The 19,507-nt window shown below is 67.8% G+C and carries 23 protein-coding genes and 5 pseudogenes; 12 read left to right on the top strand and 16 right to left on the bottom strand.

The features are described from left to right. Nucleotides 1-48: 48 nt before the first annotated feature. From ACTVZO_RS43300 to ACTVZO_RS43285, 4 genes and pseudogenes are all read left to right on the top strand, one after another. Nucleotides 49-363, top strand: a pseudogene (locus tag ACTVZO_RS43300) (transposase); the annotation flags it as partial. A 319-nt stretch (nucleotides 364-682) separates the two neighbouring features. Further along, nucleotides 683-1,030: a hypothetical protein gene (locus tag ACTVZO_RS43295; RefSeq protein ID WP_443304083.1), complete on the top strand. Its 348-nt coding sequence runs from the start codon at nucleotides 683-685 to the stop codon at nucleotides 1,028-1,030. A 390-nt stretch (nucleotides 1,031-1,420) separates the two neighbouring features. Further along, entirely contained in the window at nucleotides 1,421-2,770 is a 1,350-nt protein-coding gene (locus ACTVZO_RS43290) for an IS701 family transposase (RefSeq protein ID WP_443296326.1), read from the top strand. A 246-nt stretch (nucleotides 2,771-3,016) separates the two neighbouring features. Next, nucleotides 3,017-3,559, top strand: a pseudogene (locus tag ACTVZO_RS43285) (transposase family protein); the annotation flags it as partial. Nucleotides 3,560-3,631: 72 nt separating this feature from the next. On the opposite strand, the pseudogene ACTVZO_RS43280 reads toward ACTVZO_RS43285, so the two are convergent. The 3 pseudogenes from ACTVZO_RS43280 to ACTVZO_RS43270 all read right to left on the bottom strand — a co-directional run. Next, nucleotides 3,632-4,377, bottom strand: a pseudogene (locus tag ACTVZO_RS43280) (IS6 family transposase). A gap of 41 nt (nucleotides 4,378-4,418) precedes the next feature. Further along, nucleotides 4,419-4,801: pseudogene (locus ACTVZO_RS43275) on the bottom strand (transposase); the annotation flags it as partial. Between the two features lie 101 nt (nucleotides 4,802-4,902). Then, nucleotides 4,903-5,055: pseudogene (locus tag ACTVZO_RS43270) on the bottom strand (IS6 family transposase); the annotation flags it as partial. Nucleotides 5,056-5,364: 309 nt separating this feature from the next. On the opposite strand from ACTVZO_RS43270, the gene ACTVZO_RS43265 reads away from it, so the two are divergent. The 3 genes from ACTVZO_RS43265 (at nucleotide 5,365) to ACTVZO_RS43255 (ending at nucleotide 7,519) form a co-directional block, all read left to right on the top strand. Further along, on the top strand, nucleotides 5,365-6,000 hold the full coding sequence (locus ACTVZO_RS43265; protein ID WP_443304082.1) for a hypothetical protein: 636 nt from the start codon (nucleotides 5,365-5,367) through the stop codon (nucleotides 5,998-6,000). Between the two features lie 281 nt (nucleotides 6,001-6,281). Beyond that, nucleotides 6,282-6,611, top strand: coding sequence for a transposase (locus ACTVZO_RS43260; RefSeq protein ID WP_443300103.1), 330 nt, complete (start codon nucleotides 6,282-6,284; stop codon nucleotides 6,609-6,611). Next, on the top strand, nucleotides 6,608-7,519 hold the full coding sequence (locus tag ACTVZO_RS43255; RefSeq protein ID WP_443300102.1) for an IS3 family transposase: 912 nt from the start codon (nucleotides 6,608-6,610) through the stop codon (nucleotides 7,517-7,519). Before ACTVZO_RS43260 ends, ACTVZO_RS43255 begins: the two co-directional genes overlap by 4 nt. 141 nt (nucleotides 7,520-7,660) lie before the next feature. Here the strand turns inward: ACTVZO_RS43255 and ACTVZO_RS43250 are convergent, their stop codons facing one another. Both ACTVZO_RS43250 and ACTVZO_RS43245 read right to left on the bottom strand, forming a co-directional pair. Next, nucleotides 7,661-7,864, bottom strand: coding sequence for a cold-shock protein (locus ACTVZO_RS43250; RefSeq protein WP_030052720.1), 204 nt, complete (start codon nucleotides 7,862-7,864; stop codon nucleotides 7,661-7,663). A gap of 234 nt (nucleotides 7,865-8,098) precedes the next feature. Then, entirely contained in the window at nucleotides 8,099-8,449 is a 351-nt protein-coding gene (locus ACTVZO_RS43245) for a MerR family transcriptional regulator (protein WP_443304081.1), read from the bottom strand. Nucleotides 8,450-9,428: 979 nt separating this feature from the next. Here ACTVZO_RS43245 and ACTVZO_RS43240 point away from each other — a divergent pair. The 3 genes from ACTVZO_RS43240 (at nucleotide 9,429) to ACTVZO_RS43230 (ending at nucleotide 10,678) form a co-directional block, all read left to right on the top strand. After that, nucleotides 9,429-9,692, top strand: a complete 264-nt coding sequence (locus tag ACTVZO_RS43240) for an ATP-binding protein (protein WP_443304080.1) — start codon at nucleotides 9,429-9,431, stop codon at nucleotides 9,690-9,692. A gap of 477 nt (nucleotides 9,693-10,169) precedes the next feature. After that, on the top strand, nucleotides 10,170-10,382 hold the full coding sequence (locus ACTVZO_RS43235; protein ID WP_443304079.1) for a hypothetical protein: 213 nt from the start codon (nucleotides 10,170-10,172) through the stop codon (nucleotides 10,380-10,382). A gap of 122 nt (nucleotides 10,383-10,504) precedes the next feature. Next, nucleotides 10,505-10,678, top strand: coding sequence for a CsbD family protein (locus ACTVZO_RS43230; RefSeq protein ID WP_443304078.1), 174 nt, complete (start codon nucleotides 10,505-10,507; stop codon nucleotides 10,676-10,678). A gap of 82 nt (nucleotides 10,679-10,760) precedes the next feature. Here the strand turns inward: ACTVZO_RS43230 and ACTVZO_RS43225 are convergent, their stop codons facing one another. The 3 genes from ACTVZO_RS43225 to ACTVZO_RS43215 all read right to left on the bottom strand — a co-directional run bounded on the left by ACTVZO_RS43225 (nucleotide 10,761) and on the right by ACTVZO_RS43215 (nucleotide 12,214). Beyond that, nucleotides 10,761-11,168 carry a DUF2267 domain-containing protein gene (locus tag ACTVZO_RS43225; RefSeq protein WP_443304077.1) on the bottom strand — a complete coding sequence of 136 codons (408 nt, stop codon included), beginning with the start codon at nucleotides 11,166-11,168 and terminating at the stop codon, nucleotides 10,761-10,763. An 89-nt stretch (nucleotides 11,169-11,257) separates the two neighbouring features. Beyond that, nucleotides 11,258-11,653, bottom strand: coding sequence for a DUF2267 domain-containing protein (locus tag ACTVZO_RS43220; RefSeq protein ID WP_443304076.1), 396 nt, complete (start codon nucleotides 11,651-11,653; stop codon nucleotides 11,258-11,260). 126 nt (nucleotides 11,654-11,779) lie between these two features. After that, on the bottom strand, nucleotides 11,780-12,214 hold the full coding sequence (locus ACTVZO_RS43215; protein ID WP_443304075.1) for an Hsp20/alpha crystallin family protein: 435 nt from the start codon (nucleotides 12,212-12,214) through the stop codon (nucleotides 11,780-11,782). 130 nt (nucleotides 12,215-12,344) lie between these two features. On the opposite strand from ACTVZO_RS43215, the gene ACTVZO_RS43210 reads away from it, so the two are divergent. Continuing rightward, on the top strand, nucleotides 12,345-13,013 hold the full coding sequence (locus ACTVZO_RS43210; RefSeq protein ID WP_443304074.1) for an HSP18 transcriptional regulator: 669 nt from the start codon (nucleotides 12,345-12,347) through the stop codon (nucleotides 13,011-13,013). 731 nt (nucleotides 13,014-13,744) lie between these two features. Here the strand turns inward: ACTVZO_RS43210 and ACTVZO_RS43205 are convergent. Next, complete coding sequence (locus ACTVZO_RS43205) at nucleotides 13,745-14,845, bottom strand: ParB/RepB/Spo0J family partition protein (protein WP_443304073.1); 1,101 nt, start codon at nucleotides 14,843-14,845, stop codon at nucleotides 13,745-13,747. Further along, nucleotides 14,842-16,047 (bottom strand): ParA family protein, encoded by a 1,206-nt coding sequence (locus ACTVZO_RS43200; protein WP_443304072.1) that lies wholly within the window; start codon nucleotides 16,045-16,047, stop codon nucleotides 14,842-14,844. The genes ACTVZO_RS43205 and ACTVZO_RS43200 overlap by 4 nt, the downstream gene beginning before the upstream one ends. A gap of 683 nt (nucleotides 16,048-16,730) precedes the next feature. Here ACTVZO_RS43200 and ACTVZO_RS43195 point away from each other — a divergent pair. Further along, on the top strand, nucleotides 16,731-17,384 hold the full coding sequence (locus tag ACTVZO_RS43195) for a hypothetical protein (RefSeq protein WP_443304071.1): 654 nt from the start codon (nucleotides 16,731-16,733) through the stop codon (nucleotides 17,382-17,384). A gap of 151 nt (nucleotides 17,385-17,535) precedes the next feature. Here ACTVZO_RS43195 and ACTVZO_RS43190 read toward each other — a convergent pair whose 3' ends face one another. From ACTVZO_RS43190 to ACTVZO_RS43165, 6 genes are all read right to left on the bottom strand, one after another. Next, nucleotides 17,536-17,691: a hypothetical protein gene (locus ACTVZO_RS43190; RefSeq protein WP_443304070.1), complete on the bottom strand. Its 156-nt coding sequence runs from the start codon at nucleotides 17,689-17,691 to the stop codon at nucleotides 17,536-17,538. Further along, the gene (locus tag ACTVZO_RS43185; RefSeq protein WP_443304069.1) at nucleotides 17,688-18,176 is read right to left on the bottom strand and encodes a hypothetical protein; all 489 of its coding nucleotides are present in this window, start codon (nucleotides 18,174-18,176) and stop codon (nucleotides 17,688-17,690) included. Before ACTVZO_RS43185 ends, ACTVZO_RS43190 begins: the two co-directional genes overlap by 4 nt. Next, a complete protein-coding gene (locus ACTVZO_RS43180; protein WP_443304068.1) occupies nucleotides 18,173-18,373 on the bottom strand; it encodes a hypothetical protein in 201 nt (66 codons plus the stop codon). Before ACTVZO_RS43180 ends, ACTVZO_RS43185 begins: the two co-directional genes overlap by 4 nt. A 91-nt stretch (nucleotides 18,374-18,464) precedes the next feature. Next, nucleotides 18,465-18,761, bottom strand: coding sequence for a hypothetical protein (locus ACTVZO_RS43175; protein WP_443304067.1), 297 nt, complete (start codon nucleotides 18,759-18,761; stop codon nucleotides 18,465-18,467). A 98-nt stretch (nucleotides 18,762-18,859) separates the two neighbouring features. Next, complete coding sequence (locus ACTVZO_RS43170) at nucleotides 18,860-19,198, bottom strand: hypothetical protein (protein ID WP_443304066.1); 339 nt, start codon at nucleotides 19,196-19,198, stop codon at nucleotides 18,860-18,862. Between the two features lie 18 nt (nucleotides 19,199-19,216). Continuing rightward, complete coding sequence (locus tag ACTVZO_RS43165) at nucleotides 19,217-19,432, bottom strand: hypothetical protein (protein WP_443304065.1); 216 nt, start codon at nucleotides 19,430-19,432, stop codon at nucleotides 19,217-19,219. Between the last annotated feature and the right edge of the window lie 75 nt (nucleotides 19,433-19,507).

The raw sequence follows: 19,507 nt of genomic DNA, 5'->3' as shown, positions 1-19,507 counted from the left end.
CCCGCCGTATCCAGCACCTGACCGGGGAGATCGACGGCCTGGTCAAGCCTGAACAGTGAGGCCGCGTTCGCCGCTCTGTGCGGGGTCAGCCCCGTAGAGCAGTCCTCCGGCAAGACCCAACGCCGCCGGCTCAACCGCGGCGGCGACCGCCAAGCCAACGCCGCGCTCTACCGCGCCGTGCTCTCCCGCCTGCGCTGGGACCCACGCACCCAGGACTACCTGCAACGACGCACAGCCGAGGGCAAGACCAAGCGGGAGATCATCCGATGCCTCAAACGCTACGTCGCACGAGAGATCTACCGACTCCTCATCCCGACCACCAAGCCCACCGGACCATCGACCCCCGCCCCAACCACCCCTTGACATCCATAGGGGCATCAGCACCAAGACGTTCAGTAGCTGACGTAATCGAGTGATAAATGCTTTGTAAGAAGTAAGGGGAAGGTTTCCGAGGTATGTAATCGGCTGCCATATCCGGTTGGATCCAAGTAATGAAGGGGCCGGCAGGTGCAGGATTGTCGCCGGGCGAGAGCCCGTTGGTTTGAAGCGTGCGTGGTCGTCAGCGTACTGGCGTCCGTTTCCTTGGGCGGCTTGCATTCGGCGCACGCGCAGGCGGGAGAGCACGGAACTGCGGCACGCCTGAAGGCGGCAGTGCATCCCGACCCTTGCTACAACGACCCACATGCTGAAGGCGGTCCCGAGGGCGATTGCCGCCACGGAGAAACTGGTCCTGCGGGTGCACCTGGCCCCGCTGGTCCTGCGGGTGCACCTGGCCCCGCTGGCCCGGCGGGTGCACCTGGCCCCGCTGGCCCGGCGGGTGCACCTGGCCCGGCGGGTGCGACCGGTGCGGTGGGACCAGCCGGACCAGCCGGAGCAGCGGGCGCTACAGGAGCCCAAGGCCCGGCGGGTGCGACCGGTGCGGTGGGACCAGCCGGACCAGCCGGAGCAGCGGGCGCTACAGGAGCCCAAGGCCCGGCCGGTGCGACCGGTGCGGTGGGACCAGCAGGACCAGCTGGCCCGGCGGGAGTGAACACGACACGCACCACGCCTCGCTTCGAGAATGTCATCCCTGGAGATTCGCTGATCGTCGTGGCGGACTGTTTCGCAGGTGAAGTTGCTACAGGTGGCGGCTTTCAAGTTTCGCCTGTAATCGACGGGACAATCACCCAAGTGGCTATCCTCCACAGCCGTCCTTCGGTTGGTACCCCACCTACCGGATGGACCGTGTTGGTGCGAAATGACGGGTCTAACGCAGCCCGAATTGGTGCGTACGTTGTGTGCTCACCGTGAGGGAAGGGACTGTAAGAAGAACGGCTCTTCCACGGCAGCTGTAGTTCTTGATCGCTGTTGCGTCGGTGCTGGTCAGCGGTGGTGGGGGTGCTTGTAGGCATGGGTGCGGCCACCATGATCATGGCGGTTTGTGAAGACTCGACAGGATCAGGTGGCCGTGGAAGCCACGGTAGCCGAGCTGGCATGGGCGACGGTGCTTGGGGCGGCGTGCGGGCAGATCGCGGACTGCTTCGAGCGCCCGGGGCCGCGTGCTCTGGCCGGGGAGATGTGCGAGGCGCTGCTCATGGAGCTGGACACCCGCAACTGCTGGACCCTGGCCGAGGCGCTGGGGCACCGTGGTCCCCATCGGCTGCAGCACTTCCTGTCCCGCGCGATGGTCGACCATGACACCGCCCGGGACCGGATCGCAGCCTGGACAGCAGGTGAACTCGCTGCCCCGGACGCGGTGTTGATCGTGGACGAGACCGGCGATGAGAAGTCCTCCACCGACTGCGTCGGGGCAGCCCACCAGTACTCCGGGGCCCTCGGCGGCATCGGTCTGTGCCAGGTCGCCGTCCACCTCACCTACGCAAGCCGGCACGGACACGCCCCCATCGACCGGACCTTGTACTTCAGCAGGGAGTGGACCGCGGACGAGGAACGCCGGCTGCTCACCCATGTCCCCGACGACCTCGCCTTCGCCACCAAGCCCCAGCTCGCCGCCGACATGCTCACCCGCGCCCGGGGCCTGGGCATACCGGCCCGGTGGCTGGCCGGCGACGAGGTCTACGGCAGTCGCGAACTGCGACTTACTGCCCGCGCCCTCGGTTTCGACTATGCCCTCGCCGTCCGCTGCGACCACCGAGTGGACACAGCCATCGGCCGCATGAGCGTCACCGACCTGGCCACCCGCGTCCCGAGGAAGAACTGGATGCGCCTACGCACCGGCCAAGGCCTGAAAGGCGACCGCCACTACGACTGGGCCATGCTCGACATCCACCCCGACGACACCCCCGACGACCAAGAGCCGGGGCGCTCCTTTGTGCTCGTGCGCCGCCACCGCTATACCCGCGAGCTCTCCTTCTACCGCTGCCACTCGGCCCGCCCCGTCACCCTGGCCGATCTTGTGGACGTGGTGTGCTGCCGATGGCGAGTGGAAGAAGACTTCCAGCTCGCCAAGGGCATCTGCGGCCTCGACCAGGGCCAGACCACCTGCTGGAACTCCTGGATGCGCTGGACCCTGATCAGCATGCTCGCCACCGCCGTCCTCGCGATCACCCGCGCCCGCACCACTGTGAACGCAGCCGGAACCACAGACACCAAACTCGTCCCGGCCAGCGCCCGCGAACTCCTGCGCCTACTACGGATCACCGCGCTGCCCCAGCCCCGCCGCGATCGCGACCACCTGCTGCACTGGTCCACCTGGCGCCGTCACCATCAGTTCCAGGCAGCCGAGGCCCACCGTCGCTGGAACAACATCACAGCCGCCGAAACGACGTGACCAGCGACGATGACCCAACGATCACGGAACTACAGCTGCCGTGTCTTCCAAGATTTTCGTAGGCGTTGATCGTCTTGGCGATCCGGCCTGGGGGCAGGGGTGTCGCTGTCAGGCTTGTGGCGTGTGTTGTCAGGCACTGAGCCTTTTCCAACCTGCTGGTCGAGTCGGGTAGTTGGGCTGACAGGCAGGTGAAGCCCCTGGTAGATGGGTTTCGACCAAGAAATCCGTCTCCACCAGGGGCTTCGTGTGCTTGTCTACCCGTCGGGCGTCGACGTGTCCAGCTCTGCCGTCCGCTTCCTCGCCGCCCGCCTGAGGGAACACCGCCGCGTTCTTGGCACCCGGTGGCGGCGCCTGAGTGCGGGCCGACAGGCCTTGCTCACCCTCGCCCACCTCCGCAACGGGCATTCGTATGCGCAGCTCGCGGCTGGTTTCGGGGTCGGTACGACCACCGCATTGCGTTACATCGCCGAGGCGGTCGAGGTTCTGGCGGCGCTGGCTCCGACGCTGGCCGAGGTGGTCAGGGCGGCGTCGATGAAGGCGTTCGTGCTGTTGGACGGGACGCTGCTGCCGATCGACCGGATCGCCGTCGACCGGCCCTTCTACTCGGGCAAGCACAAGAAGCACGGGATGAATGTGCAGGTCATCGCGGATCCATTCGGCAGACTCCTGTGGGCCTCACCCGCTCTGCCCGGAGCCGTGCATGACGTCCGCGCGGCCCGCGGGCACGGCATCATCGACGCGCTCACCGGGGCCGGCATTCCCTGCTGGGCCGACAAGGCCTACCAGGGCACTGTCACGTTATCGAGGGCGTGATCGTTTGATGGCGCGTCAGGGCGTGGTGAGGTGCCAGCGGTCTGTTGTTCAGGCCGTCATGGACAGGTCGGCGGCGCCGGTGATCTGGTTCCAGATGGTGAAGCGGACGCTCATTTCGAAGCGGTACCGGCCGGCCGTCATCAGATGCCGGTGGGGCCGGAAGTGGGGTGAGATCCCGGTGAACGCCGACAGAAACCTTTGCGCCCCGCCGACGGTGCGGAAGTTTTCATCGCGCGTTCCCGCTGCCGGGTGGGCTGGTGGGAGTTCTCCGCCCGGTTGTTCAACCCCTTGTGGGAACGGTGCTCCACCGAGGACATCACCTCCCGGTGCGCAGCCCCGTACGACCGGAGCTTGTCCGTGACGATCACCCGGGGCACCTGACAGGTGGTGGTGAGGAGCCGGCGGAAGAAACGCCTGGCCGCAGCCTTGTCCCGCCGATTCTGCACCAGGATGTCCAGGACGTTTCCGTCGGCATCGACGGCCCGCCACAAGTACTTTTGGACCCCGCCGATCTTGATGAACACTTCGTCCGAGTGCCACTTGTCGCCCGGCCGCGGGCGCCGCCGGCGCAGGCTGTTGGCGTACGCCTGCCCGAACTTCAGACACCACCGCCGGATCGTCTCGTGGGAGACGGTCACGCCCCGCTCGAGCATCATCTCCTCGACCTCACGGAAGGAGAGGGGGAAGCGGAAATACAGCCACACGCAGTGGGAAATGATCTCTACGGGGTAGCGGTGGTTCTTGTACGACGGCGACGCAGACGACACGGACCCCACCCCTCCCCGGGCACCCACAACCCGAAGATCATCCCAGACCGCCGAACAAGGTGACAGTGCCTGTGGGCGTAGTAGGTGGAGGGGGCGATCTTGCAGTCGTGCTCGGTGAGCGTTGCGCAGATCGGCTCGACACCGCCGAAGCGGTCCCGGTGCTCGTCGATGAACGTTACGAGCGAAGATGTGGCCGGTCGAGCTCGGCCGCGAAGAAACTCGCCGCCGCCTTCAGGATGTCATTCGCCCGTTTCAGCTCGGCAATTTCCTTCTTCATCGCCTTGACCTGCGCGGACTCCTCGCTGGTCACCCCGGGTCGGGTGCCAGAGTCGATCTGGTCCTGCCGGACCGACTTGCGCAACGTCTCGGTCGAGCCGATGCCGAGCTTCTCGGCTACTGACTTGATCGCTGTCGACTCGTTCGGATAGTCACCACGGACCTCGGCGACCATGCGGACCGCTCGTTTGCGCAGCTCAAGGGGATAGGAGGAGGGGCGTGCCATGACTCGATCCTTCCATGGAACCGAGTCTCTATCGAACACGGGACGGTTCAGATGCTCTCGTGGGAGACGACGATGCCGCGCTCGAGCATCATCTCCTCGACCTCACGGAAGGAGAGGGCGAAGCGAAAGTACAGCCACACGCAGTGCGAGATGACCTCGGCCGGGTAGCGGTGATTCGCGTACGACGGCACCTCGGACGACACGATCGGGCCCCTCCCCAGACGGACAACCCGAAGATCATCCCACCCCACCACCGACAACGTGACAGTGCCCACTGAGCCTTTTCAGAGTGGACACCGATCGGGTGAGGGCCTGACCCGTGAAGGCGAGGACCACTGCAGGACAGAGGCCGGTCAGCTCCACAGGGCCGTTCACCCTATGGGGCGGCCGCTGAAGAAGCTCACTCCATCAGTTCACCCAACCGAACCACACCACGGCCCGCCTCCCCCAGCACACACCCACACCCCCACAAGATACAAAAGCCACACTTATCGCCAAACAGGGAGAAAAGGATGCGCTACACGCGCCCCGCACTCGCAGCCGCCACCATGCTCCTCGCACTCACCGGCCTGGGCACCACCGCATACGCCGACGACAACGCCAAGGACCGGGGCAACTTCTGCATCATCGAAGTCAAGGGCAACCACAACCACAACGCCTGCGGCAACATCAAATACGGCCACAACGCCACCACCGGACAAGGCCACAAGGTAAGTCTGGCATCGGGAATCGACGACTCGAACTACAACTACACCATCCGAAACAACTCCACCCAGGCAGTCACTTTGACATGCGATGAGTGGCCCGAACTTTGCCAGCTCGCCCTGTCTCAGGACACAGCACCGCCGGGAAGCTCACACGTGATTCTGCTTGCTGGCCGTACAGGATATGGAGCTGCGGGAGGAGCTCCCGGGAGCTTCACGGTCAACAGCAATCCTGACAACACTGTCTTCATCGAGGGCGGCCCCGCTCAATGCACCAACGCCGCAGGAAACCCGCCGTGGCCCGTTGGACCTCTCGACTGCAACGTCTCACCAGACGGTATGACCATCTGTATCACTGACCACTCCACCACCCCCGTTCCCTGTACCGCCGCGACACTGGAACGCACAAATCGCATCAACAACCTCTCCAAGCACCCGAAGTAATTGATTGTCAAGGGCCTGACACGAAAATAGCCCCCGTGGCTGGGTGGATCAGGCCACGATGGGATCGAAGCGGACGGTCAGTCCGAGGCTGTTGGCTTCCTTGATCATGCGGCGCATGGCGCGTTCGGGATCGCGGCGGGTGAAGTGGTCGGCTCCGAGTTCCCGGTAGGGCGCGTGGTTGTCCCTCCCCTCGTAGCGTGGAGTCCGTGATTGCAGGGGAAGTTGGGATTGTCCCTCCCCTCGTAGCGTGGAGTCCGTGATTGCAGGGGAAGTTGGGATTCATGGGGTCCAAGCAACGCACATACACGCCTGAGTTTCGTGAGGGCGCTGTACGCATCGTGATCGAGACGGGCCGACCGATCCCGGAGGTCGCCGAGGAGCTCGGCGTGCACTCCGGCACGCTGCACAGCTGGGTGTCGCGGTGGCGGCGCAACGGGTCGGCGTCGTCCGACCGGTCGACTGAGCCCGCGCCGGGCGGGCGGATGCGCGAGGCCGAGCGCGCCGAGCTGGAGCGGCTACGGCGGGAGATGTCGGAGAAGAACAAGCGGATACGCGAGCTGGAGATGGAGCGTGATGTCCTCAAGCGATGCATGGTCCTCTGGGTGAAGTGACCGAGACGGACCCGGCCGCCCTGGCCGCGTTCATCGGTAACCAGAGGACCGAGCACCGCATCCCGCACCGGCTGGCCTGCCAGGTCCTGGGGGTGTCGGAGTCCTGGTTCTACAAGTGGCGCGACAAGCCCACCACCGCGCGTGAGGTCCGGCGCGGGCAGCTGACCGACAAGATCCGGCAGATCTTCGAGGACTCCGGCGGCACCTACGGCTCCCCGAAGGTCTGGTGCCTCCTGGTCCGCGCAGGCTGGCGGGTCTCGGTGAACACCGTCGCCCGTCTGATGGCCGAGCTCGGGCTGGCCGGACGGAAGGTCCGCCGACGGCGCGGGCTGACCCGGCCCGGCAAGCGTCCGGCGGCCCCCGACTTCGTGCGGCGGGACTTCACCACGGACGCTCCGGACCAGGTCTGGTGCGGCGACATGACCGAGATCACCACCGGTGAGGGCAAGCTCTACCTGGCCACCGTCATCGACCTGTTCTCGCGCCGGCTGCTCGGCTACGCGATGGGCGCACGCCATGACGCCGAGCTGGTCGTGGCGTCCTTGAACATGGCCGCGGCCACCCGCGGCGGTGACGTGAAGGGCGTGATCTTCCACAGCGACCGCGGCAGCGAGTACGGCTCCCGGCGCTTTCGCCGGGCCTGCCGCCGACTGGGCGTGACCCAGTCCATGGGCCGCGTCGGGTCGTGTTTCGACAACGCCGTCAGCGAGGCGTTCAACAGTGTGCTCAAGGTCGAGTACGCCTACCGCCACACGTTCGCCACCCGCACCGAGGCCCGGCTGAGGATTGCGACCTGGATCACCGGCTTCTACAACACGCACCGGCTACACAGCGTGTGCGGCTACCAGAGTCCGATCGACTACGAGCACGACCACCGGGCCAACTCCGCCTTGGAGCTGGCCGCTTAGAAGATCTCCACAGTCCGAGGGGATTGACAGGGGGCCGCGCGGCGAAAGCTGCGCGGCCCCCATCTCGTTCTTCCTGCCTCCGCCCGCCGGCGGCGTCTGACGCTTCGAGCGCCGCGAATCTGCGGGCGGTGGTTAAGAGGGTCAGGCCAGGTTGATGTTCTCCGCCTGCGGGCCCTTCTGGCCCTGGGTGACGTCGAACGTCACGGCCTGGCCCTCCTGGAGCTCACGGAAGCCGGTGGAGTTGATCGCCGAGTAGTGGGCGAAGACGTCCGGACCGCCACCGTCCTGCGCGATGAAGCCGAAGCCCTTCTCCGCGTTGAACCACTTCACAGTGCCCGTAGCCATGGCCATGCCTTCCAGTCGCTGTACGCCTCCGCGACGTGCGGGAGGCGGAGGTGATCGCCCTGGTTCCTGCGACACGGCACAGCACAATGCCCACGCTTTCGGCGTGGGCACAACGGCAACATCCGAACCACGACAGCTGACCCAGACGGTACACGCACACACACCCTGTCACCAGGCCGGAGCGGTCGCGTCATGGCAGCGCCCCCGCGCTGGCTCTGGCGGCAGCAGGCCGCTTCAGGAGGCGGCCGGTCGACTCGTGTCCTCGGCGGCGCGGCGGTATTCGGCGTTGAGGCGCTGAGCCTCTTCGAGCTGGTCCTCGAGGATGACGATCCGGCAGGCGGCCTCGATCGGGGTGCCCTGGTCGACGAGCTCCCGGGCCCGGGCGGCGATCCGCAGCTGATAGCGGGAGTAACGGCGGTGTCCGCCGGCGGAGCGGAGCGGGGTGATGAGGCGGGCTTCGCCGATGGCGCGGAGGAAGCCCTGGGTGGTGCCGAGCATTTCGGCGGCCCGGCCCATGGTGTAGGCGGGGTAGTCGTCGTCGTCCAGGTGGCCGTCGAGCGGGCCTGTCGGATCGGGTGCTGTCATGGAACCTCTCTCGTGGAACGCGTGGAGGGGCCCTGGCGCCTATGGCACCAGGGCCCCGAAGGAACTGCTACACCATCTGCCGACCCTGATCCTGCGTCGGCCTTCTGTGTCCGCCGGCCCGACCGGAATGCTGTCGGGGCTGCGGGGATCGCGGTTGCTTGACCGGAGACCACCTCACTATCGATGTCCTGCGGTACCCGGGCTCCAACTTCCGCCCGGGCGATCCTGATGGCGCCTGGTTTCGGTTACTGCGAACTACGTGTACTGCCGGTACTGCGTGTGGCCTCTCCCAGCGCCACGTTCCGGCAGCCAGCCCCGTCGCCCATCGTGCGTCTGCTCTGGCTTAGAACCCCACTGCCGGACCTCCCGGTGCGCGCGCCCGCAGCCGACGCCTTCACCGAGGTACCACCAACCGACTTCACTGCTGGGTACTGCGAACTGCATTTACTGCGGGTACTGCCACTGCGTTAACTGCGGTACTGCCTGCGGCGGCCCCTGATCACTGCGGGCCACCCGGTCCGGTCACCAGTCCCGTCGCCGTCCTGCAACCAACCTGGCTTCGAAACTCCGTCACCGCGCCGTCCTGCGCACTGCAACTGCGGGTACTGCTGCCCGGCAGTTCATCTCTGCCGGGCCCTTCGATCTCTTCGGGCTACGAGAGAAACCATAACGACACCACCCTCCAATGTCTACTTCGGCCAACATAGATTTTTGCGGATTCGAAGACGAGGTAATCGTCCTCGAACAGCGACACCGAAGGACGCAGAGGCGACCGATGTCGGGTTGCCCGCCCCGGGCCGGGGCACAAGCACCGCGCGGACAAGCCCCGCACGGAGCGCTCCAGGAGACCGAGGTGAAGTTGATGGACACGACGAGCGTCCGCGTTGCGGCGGCCCCTCCCCGCCATCGCCGGTGCTCGCGAGGAAGTCCGGGACTTCCTCGTGGTCCTGGCACCCCCGCTCGGAGCGGAGGCGACACCGTGGTCCTGGTCGTCTCGGAACTCGTCACCAACGCCCTGCGCCACGCCGGCGGCACCTGCACTCTGGAGCTGGCCGCCCACCCGGACAGCGTCGAGGTGGCCGTCCACGACCCGAGCCCGCAGGCACCGCGCATGCGTACCCCCGACCTGAACCATGGCACCGGCGGCTTCGGCTGGCCCATGGTCAACCGCCTCGCCCGCACCACCCACGTGACCGAGGCTCCCGGAGGCGGCAAGACCGTGCGCGCCTTCCTGCCCCGGTAAGACCCACTGCAGCGCATCGCTCACCCGGCGGGCATGGCCACGGTGAACCGAGCCGTTGAAGCCCAGGAGACCGTCCCCGAGCCCGGTCCCCGGCTCAGGTGGTCGCTCCAGAGGCACAGCATGCCCACAGCCTCCGCGTACCTGCCCCGCCTGCCCGCCCCGACGACGCCTGCGTGCCCCCGCAGGGACCCGAAGGATGCCCGTCGACACGTGGGCGACAGCGCGACCGGCAAGCCGAAGGGCAGGCGCGGGTCGAGGAGAGGATCACGAAGATCGATCTGCCTCCCCTTGAGCGGCCGATGCAGTGGGCTACGGCGAAGGGGCCGCTCCCTTTCTCCTCCGGCCTTGTCCAGGTAGCAGGAAGATCGTCTGCGTGCCCCGCATCGTGGTGTCCGCGGAGCAGCAGAATCGTTTTGATGACGTGAGGCCGATCATGGGAGCGCGCGCCGAGTCGGCACCGACGGAAGGGTCCTCTCGATGATCCACGCTTCGCTGGTGTGCCAAGGCTGCTCCGGCACCCTCTACGCCGTCTCCGCCCAGGGCAGTGCCGCATCCCTGCCCACCTGGAAGGTCGACCACGACCACACCCCGGCTGCCTGCCCTGTGCGCCCGCTTCTGCCGCTGGAAGGAGCAGCCGCCCACATCCACGAACTGCCCCACGCCGGCCACGTGCTGACGCAGCCAGCCTGACACCGTCGCGCCCGCCGGCCACGTGCGTGGGGCCGTGATGGCGCCCCCCTTCGTTTAGGAAGGGGCCCAGCGGTCATACGCGGCCCCGTAAGACCTTTCCACGGAGCAGGGAGTGATCAGCTGTGTCTGGTGAGCAGAAGGCCGAAGCGAAGGTCGAGCAGGGCACGGGCAAGCTCAAGGAGACCGCCGGCCGCCTGACGGGCAACGAGCGGCTGACCGCCGAGGGCCGCGCTGAGCAGGCCAAGGGCGACGCCCGCCAGGCCAAGGAGAGGATCAAGGACACCTTCAAGCACTGAGACTCCGCCTCACGCGACGGGTCCGGGACCGCAGTAGCGGTCCCGGACCCGTTTCGTTTGTGCTCGGGGGCCGGGCAGCCGGTCAGGCGGCGGCGGGCGCGGGACGGCGCAGCTGTGCCTGGCCGAAGAGGAGGGCGTAGTCGTCGGGGAGCTGGCCGAGGATGCGGGCGAGGAGGTCGGGGCCCGTCAGGCGGGTGACGACAGCGAGGACGGCGCCGGTGTCCCAGCGGGCGACGGCCGGGCTCACCCCGGTGCGGGTGGCGAGGTCCTTGACGAAGCCCCAGCCGGTGAGGTGCTCGGTGGCGGGGATCTGGGCGGTCAGGGCGAGGGCGGCTTCGACGGGCAGCACCTGGGCGAGGTCGACGCGTTCGTCGCCGGTGAGCTGGCGGCCGAGGGCGGACAGGACCTGGTGGACGGCTTCGGCGGCGCGTTCGCGGGTGGGATAGGCGCCCTCGTAGCGCACGCGTTCCAGCACCTGGTCGAACGTCATGGCCGGCTGGGAGGCGTTCGCTCGAGGCTGGTCGTACACGGCTGTGGTTGCCTTTCTGTGCGGAAGGTCCGGCCATGGGCCGGTTGCGTTCAGGTGGGCTGGGGGTGGCCGAAGAGGAGGTCGTAGCCGGGCGGGAGCTGGAGGAGGACCTCGCGGGTGAGGACATCGCCAGCGGCGGCGGCCGCGGTGGACAGGACCGCGCCGATGTCCCACAGGGCGGTCTCCTCGGTGGCCCCTTCGATCCAGGCCGCGGTCGCCCGCACGAACCGCTCAGGCGAGAGCGGTTCAGCGGCCTGCAGCGGGTTGAGGAGGATCAGGGCGTAGGTCTCGGGGAGCCGGGCGGCGAGCTCGGCCCGGACCGTGCCGACCAGGTGCGCGCCGAGCAGCGCCAAGACGACACGGGCGACGCGGTCGGCTTCCTCAGGGGTTTTGTACTCGCCGCGTTCCTGGACGTGGGCCAGGAACGACTCCCTGCGCATCGACATCGACATCACCTCCGGGAAGAGGGGTGAAGCAGGTCAAGGAAGGGGGCGGAGGGCGGGTGCCGGAGGGGGGGTGCCGGAGGGGGATCGGCTCTTGCCCGCCCTCTGCTGGCTGCTGTTGCGCAGACCTCAGGCGGAGATCTGCTTGGGGCCGGCGTCGGCGCGGATGCTGATCTTGCGGGGCTTGGCACGCTCGGCGATCGGGATGCGCAGGGTCAGCACGCCCGCGTCGTAGTCCGCCTCGATGTGCTCGGTGTCCAGGGTGTCGGCCAGCATGATCTGGCGAGAGAAGACACCCAGCGGCCGCTCGGAGAGCTCCATCTTCACGGAGTCGGCCTTCAGGGCCGGGCGGCGCTCCGCCTTGACGGTCAGCATGTTCCGCTCGACATCAATGTCGATCGCCTCGGTGCTCACGCCGGGCAGGTCGAACGCGATCACGTACGCGTCGCCGTCACGGTAGGCGTCCATCGGCATGACCGAGGGCTTCGACCACGTCCCCGACGTACCCGACAGCTGCTGGACGATCCGGTCCATCTCGCGGAACGGGTCAGTGCGCATCAACATCGCGAAACACCTCCAGTTGGTTCAGGCAGAAACTGCCAATGCGCTTTCAACGTGCCACCGTTGTAACATGTCATCGAAACGATGACAAGCAAGGAGTCATCTGGAGGATGACAAGACGACGGAGTGAGCCGTGACCCCAGCAGACACACCCCCCGCACCCGTGTCCTTCCACGCCGCCGCAGCAGCCCTGGAAGCCATCAACCGGTCCGTGGAACAGGCACAGCAGCCCACAACAGCAGCCCCGGCCGCCGCGGCCTCCGGTCCGCACCCGGCGCTGGCCGCGCTGCTCATGCTGCGCGAGGTCCGCGAGCAACTCGCCGGCTGGGAGAGCCAACTGATCGAAACCGCCCGCGGGCACGGAGCCAGCTGGGCGGACCTCGCCGGCCCCCTCGGCGTCGCCAGCCGCCAGGCCGCCGAACGCCGCTACCTGCGCCTGCGCCCCGGCACGGCCGGAAGCACCGGCGAGGAACGCGTCCAGGCCACCCGCGACACCCGCGCCGCCGACCGCACCGTGACTGCCTGGGCCCGCGACAACGCAGCCGACCTGCGCCGCCTCGCCGGACAGATCACCGCCCTCACCGGCCTCCCCGCCAGCGCCGACCACGCAGTCGGCGAGCTGAACCAGGCCCTCGCCGACGACGACGCCGCCCGCCTGGTCCAACCCCTGGCCGCCACCCGAGCACACCTGCGACCCCAGGACGCCCACCTCGCCGAACGCATCGACACCCTCACCCACCACACCGGGCAGCTCCGTCAGAACACCCACGACCGGCGCAGCACGCAATCATCAGCGCCCTGACTCACGGGCAGGGCCGTCGACTCGGGACCGGCAGCAGCGATCAACCGTCACGCTGAACGCGGCTGACGCCCAGGCCCTCGCCGTGCTCCTCGCCGCCGCCGCGAACTCCGCCGCCAGACGCCTGCCATCGAGGACGACCCCCGGCGGGGGCGCAGGGTCGGCCAAGACGGCGGCGGCCTCCCTCGCGGTGGCCCTGGCCGGCTACGGGCCGGGTACGTACGCACGGGTCACAAACAGGTTGCCGTCGGCCTGTCCCCCACGCAGCCGTGCAAATGGCCGCCGCGCTGAACACCCGCCCGACGCCTGCCGTCCCGGCATCGCAGCCCCGACACCGCGGGCTCGGGAACGGGTGGAAGGGCACCGACGCAGGCTGCTGAGCGGCAGGAGCTCACTTGTCGGGGGACAGTTTCCGGTTCGTTCCGGACCGGTTGATGTCCAGGTCGAGCAGCGCGGTAAGGGCGGTGCCGCTGTTCCAGAAGCCGAGGAGGTACACGTCGACGAGGACCAAGCCGTGGCAGGCAGCGAAGGCGCGGGCCTGCTTAGTGAACTTGCAGGAGGCGACGAAGAGCGGGACGTCCGCTCCGTGGTCGCTGCGCGCGGTGCCGTTGAACTTCGGTCTGGCTCCTTATGCGCCCTGGCACGGCGAGCACAACGCGTCGTGGAAGGCGTCCCCAAACGGGTCGAGGCCCGTCTCGCAGGCGAGACGGGCCTCGGACACCATCTGGGTTCGACTACTTGTCACCGTGTGCTTCGATGAGCTTCTCGATGAGTACCGCACGCTGAGCCGAGTCCATCTTCTCGAGCACCAGCTCCGCGACTGCCTGGCCGTCGTGCCATGGGACCCGGGGAATCCGCCGGATGTCCACCAGGTGGGCGTCCCCCTCCCCCTTGCTGATAACGCCGTTATCAGCCGACTCGGGGGCTGCAGGCGCCTCGGCGCTGTCGCTCACGGGCGTGCCGCGCTCGACACTGCCGGAACCCGGACTAGTACCCACACTGCCAGATGCGTGGCTGGTGTGAGGTGCGGGAGCTGATGCCTCGGTGATAACGGCGTTATCAGTGGACTCCGTCGGTGCCGCTGCTTGAGGAGGAACGGAGCTACGCCGGCGGGGCTGGGTGCCCGCCGCTTCGGCTCGTTCGTTGGCTGCCGCCCGCTGCTCGTCAGGGGTCAGCTTGGCCAACCCCCGTACGTGCTCTACCTTGCGTCGTCCGGCCTCGAGGTCTGCCTGGAGGTCAGGGGCCAGGGACAGCAGGGAGAGCCTCTGTGAGATGTACGGCTGGCTGACACCAAGTCTTTTGGCCGCCTTGTGCTGTGAGCCGTACAGCGCAACGAGCTGGCTGAGCGCTTGCGCCTCCTCCAGGTCAGTCAGATTCTCGCGCTGCGCGTTGGCAACAAACGCGGCTTCGAGCAGTTTCTCGTCCGTGGCGGTCAGGTCGTCGTTGACAGTGACCCGGATCGACTCGAGGCCGGCGGCGTGGGCCGCGGCAAGGCGTCGGTGTCCATCGACGACGACGTATCGGGCTCCGGCGGCAAGTTCGTGCTGTCGGCCCGGACGATCCCTCAGGTAGGCATCGACGTTGGCGATTGTGATCGCCTGGACGAGGCCGATCTCAGCAAGGCTCGAAGCCAGCCCGTCAATGTCCCCAAGGCTGTCGCGGGGGTTGTCGGGGTTCGGGCTGATGCGGTCCAGGCTGACCTCGGAGACGGCCTCTTCGGCGTCCTCTCCTGTTGCGGCTGCGATGAGCTGGCCGCGGGTGCTGCGGGCGAGGGCTGCCCGGCCGAAGCTGCTGGAGCTCCCGACGCGGTCTGCGGCGGACTGGCGGGTACTCACGTGATCTCCCGGACGATCTTGCGCATGCTCATGGCCTGGTCGCACTCGGGTGCGTAGGAGAGAAGCGGCGCTTTGTTGCGGACGGCCTCGCGCTGTTCCTTGAGGCGGGCGACCTTGGTGAGGACTCTGGGGTCGCCGAGGGATTCCCATTCCCGGAGGGAGGAGGTGACGACGTAGCCGTCGCGGGCGTCGTACATGTTGACGACGAGGCCGAGGTACTCGACGTCGATCCGCCAGTCCGTCTTGCCGGATTCGATCTGCTCTATCAGCAGCTCGAAGGCATCTGCTGACGAGTCCTCTGCCTGCACGATGATCATTACGCCGGACTGGTCCTTGGATTCGCCTTCACGGCGCCGGCCGTAGTAGATCGCGGCGTCCATGCCGACTCCGAGGCTCGGGGGGGAGTCGACGACGATGACGTCGTAGTCCTTCTCGAGGGGCTCGAGGGCTCGCTCGAGCGTCGCCTGCCGGTTGCGGTCCATCGCGATCATGATGTCGAGCAGGAAGGCGTCTGGGCAGGACGGCAGGACGTGCAGGCGGTCGCCGTAGCGGTCGTCTTCGACGACCGCTACGAGGTCCCTGATCGAGGAGTCCTTGATCTGTCCGGCCATGAACTTGGCCAGGCTGGGGCCCTTCGCGGGCAGGCTCTGAAGGCCGAGCTGCTTGGTGAGGTGGCCCTGAGGGTCGTAGTCGACGAGCAGTACGCGCAGCCCCAAGCCGCGGAACTCCTCGATGAGCGTCTCGGTGCTCTTGGCAACGGTGACGAAGTGCTCCCCTTCCGCCAGCGCTTCGCCGACGCCGGCAGAGATTGCGGTCTTCCCGACGCCGCCCTTCTGGTTGCACACCACGATGCGACGGGGGATGCCGGTGACCGGCCTGTACTTGGGGGAGGGGTGCGTCTCCAGCCACAGGGCGATCGACTGGGCGAGCCCTTGCACGAAGGGGATTCCACGCTCGCCGCAAGTCGCCTTAAGGTCCTCCCACTGGCCGGGGAAGAGCCAGGTCGAGAACGTCACGGAGCCGGCCGTGTCGATGAGTTCGTGTGTCCCGGGGGAGTTACGCCAGGCGTCGATTCCTTCGGTGACGGCGTCCTGGATGTCCACGCCGAGCTCGGCTGCTCTCACCTTCAGGTCCTGGCGCAGCTCGACTGGCAGCTTGGAGACAACTTTCTCTCTGTTTCCGGAGGGGATTTGGGTGACCATGGAGGCACCTTACTAACTCAGCTGGACCTGTGGGGACCGACTCGCTAGGGATCGCTCCCAGTTCTCACCTATATGTGCACCGATCACGACGGCGCCTACTGATAACGCCGTTATCAGTAGGCACTCATCCGACCGCAGACTCCCCTCGTCAAGCGCCGATGCCTGGATGCAGACATCGCGGGCTCCCACGGGCCCGACAACGCACGAAGGCCCCTACTTCGTGCCGTTGCGGCGGGAAGCAGGGGCCTTCGTGTGTGCGGGTCTTGCCGGTCCTGCCGATCACACCAGTGGCATGCCGATGCTTCGGGGAGATCAAGACCGACGGCAGCTTCAGGGCTCAGGTTCGCGTACGGCCGCGAGCATCGCGCGGGACGCCTCGAGGACAACCTGGTTCTCGAGGGCGAGCGCAGGGCAGGGCAGGGCGCCAAGGCGCAGCGGCGGAATCCTCGGCGGGTCACCGGGCCTCCTACCCGGGGGTTGGTGGTGATCAAGCTGAGGGATGCGGTCACGGTGTCGGTGAGGGGGGTCCACACCGGCACGCGGTAATGGCCCGCCACAGACAAACGGGCCGGTCCCGTCCCAACGGCCTGCCCGACGGCGCCCATAGGTCGGGGCGAGCTGCAGCCGTATCGCTGGGACCGCCTACGCTCGCCATCGGCGTGGCATGAAGAGAAGGGGGATCTGTGGACACGTGGGTCAAGAAGCACCTGAAGTCCATGGCGAAGCACTACATCGAGGTGCACAGGGCGGATGCACTGGCTGAGTTGGAGGAGTACTCGAAGGTCAAGCCGTTCGCCCAACGCGCCGCCCTCGTCGGTGCAGGCCTCATGCCGGACGGCATCCGCCTCCACGACCACCAGCTCCCGATACCCAACAAGGGCCGGAAGTATCCGGACGCGCTGCCGGACTGTTCCGATCGCCTGCGCGACTGGGCATGGAAACTGGAGACGGCGACGTCGTTCGCGGAAAGCTACCGCCTGATTGAGAGGGCGAAGGAGGCATCACCTCGCATCGTCGGCATCGGTGACCTGTCGGTGTACGACTTCACCCAGCGCCTCGGATTCGGTCTTGAACCTAGGCTTGTCCCCGAGGAGGTCTACCTCCACGCCGGTACGGCCGAGGGCGCCGTTCACCTGGCGAAGATCATGAATCGGCTTCCCTGGACGGACCGGATACCCATGGACGAGCTGCCGAAAGTTCTACGGAAGCGGCTGGACGCGGCCGACACCGAGGACGTGCTGTGTCACTTCAAGAACGGCTTGAAGCAGCTCGCCGACGGCCGTGAACCTGACTACAGCAAGGTGAATTGTGGCTGTCCTGGCGGTCCGTCCCTTTGAGCGAGTTAGCGGCGGAGTTCTACAGCCAGTGGAATGCGTTGCGGATGTCGATTAGCAGGACGTGGCGGCTCGGGGTGATGGCGACGACGTCGGCGGTGTAGCGGACGGTCTCGGGCTCGGTGCCGGTCTCGGTCATGTTCGTCTCTCTCGGTCAGAGGTCGGTGGTGTCGGTGCCGACGAGGAACTGGTCGCTGGCGAGGCCCATGACGACGCGGGCGTCGGTGCCTTGGGCACGCTGGTCGGCGGCGTCCTCGTCGGCAGGCCAGGAGCCGCGGAGGCCGCCGGCGGAGGAGCGCTTGGTGGTCATGGCGCGGTGCGGTTCTCGTAGGCGTTGATGAGGTCGGTGATGGCGTCGGGGCTGGCGGCTTCGCCGATCCACGTCCCGTCCACGGTGAACACCGGGACGCTATCGCGGTCGGCGTCGAAGACGGTCGCGTAGTTGCCCCAGCGCTCGAGGACGAGGTCGTGCAGCACGGGGAGCGGGGCCGCGTCCAGGACCTCCAGGGCGTCGACGGTGAGGCGGGCCGGGGCGCTCGGGGTGTCGGGCGGGAGGAGAGTGCCGGTGACACGGAGGAGGTCGCCGGGCTGGATCTCGCGCAGCAGCGCGTCGGTGATGCGGGGGTCGGAGGTGGTGCAGGCGTACACGGTGTCGGGGGCGTCGGGGATGAGCTGGTGCGCGTCGCCGGGGGAGTGGACCAGGTCGAACGTTGCGGTGCCCCAGCTGGTGCCGGGGGCGGGGATCGCGTCGAGGTAGCCGTCTATGGCGAAGTGGGTCTGGGAGCTGGTCATCATCGGGTCTCCGTCCGGGTCTTGCCGGTGCGCGGGTTGCGGGGTCGGGGGGTGTGCTGGGCGCGGAGCAGCAGCTCGCAGTTGCGCTGCTGCTGGCCGGGGGTGACCGGCCGAGGCTTGGGACCGTGGCGGTGCCAGAGCGGGGAGGCCGGCGGTTCGGGGTAGGCGAGGTCGTGGTCGACGTCGTGGTGGGAGGACATACTTGGGTCTCCGTCTCGTCTTGTACGGGAGGGAAGGCCCGGGGCAGGCGCGTTGGTTTGGACGCCGATGTGTGTCTGTCCCGGGGCAGAGCTACAGCTCGAAGGGCTGGCGGGTGAGCCAGCTGTACGGGCTCTTCCAGAGGCCTGCTTCTGCAGCGGCCCAGTCCAGTTCCCAGCCGGGCCGGTATCCGCAGGCGCCCCAGCCGTCCGGGCGCCCGTGAGGGATCTCGAGTCCGGCCGCTGCTGCGGCGCGGGCCGCGTCGTAGACCTCGTGGGCGGCCTTGATGGCGGCGCTGTCGCTGTCGGCCTGGCCGGTGAAGACGTGCACGCCGCGCAGGCCCTCGGTGTTTCGTATGGGGACGTCCACCTCGAAGTAGTCCTTGGCCATGACGTCCAGCTCCTCTCGTGCTCGCGCTGGTGAGGGACCACCGCGACCGTCCCGGCCCCGGCCGGTGTCGGCAGGGGCAGGGGCGGCACGGAGGACCATCACTCAGCCGCGGTCGGGACCTCGTAGACGTCGATCACGGCCTCGCCGCCGGACCAGGTGTCGGGGGCGTGCCGGATGTAGACGATGTGCAGCGGGGAGCCGTCGCGGGCGGCGACGTCGTACTCGTGCACCAGGTGCTTCTTCAGCGCGGAGCGGACGGCCGGGGCCACGGACCGGGCGGGCAGGCGGGACGGGAACGGCAGGAACTTGGCGCCGTTGACGGTGGTGTACTGCAGCGCCTGGTTCGGCCACAGGCGGGCGGCGTTCATCACGCCGTGGTCGCGCAGGGCCTGGGTGTGGGCGTCGTAGTACGCGCGGGCGGTCTCGGTCATGGGCATGGACGGATCTCCTTCGGGTCAGAAGCCGAGGTCGAGGCGGACCGTGATGGGGATGCGGCGGTCGCCGTAGTCGCGGCGGGGGTCGTGGACCGTGCGGCGGTGCGCGGCGAGACCCGCGGCGCCTCCCTGGATCGGGATGTGGCACTCCCCGCAGCCCGACAGCCACTCGTCCCCGGCCGGGAGGTCGGCCGGGGTGAGCGGGTGCGGGTGCGGGCCGTCGGCCGCCCGGCTCACGCGCGGACCGCCTCGGCGTGCGGCTGCTCCTGGTCCTGGTCGTGGCCGGTGTTGGGGCCGTGGACGGTGCAGATG

The sequence above is a fragment of the Streptomyces sp. IBSNAI002 genome (genome assembly GCF_052244475.1).
Classification (GTDB): Bacteria; Actinomycetota; Actinomycetes; order Streptomycetales; family Streptomycetaceae; genus Streptomyces.
This window is presented reverse-complemented; position numbering and strand designations above follow the sequence as displayed.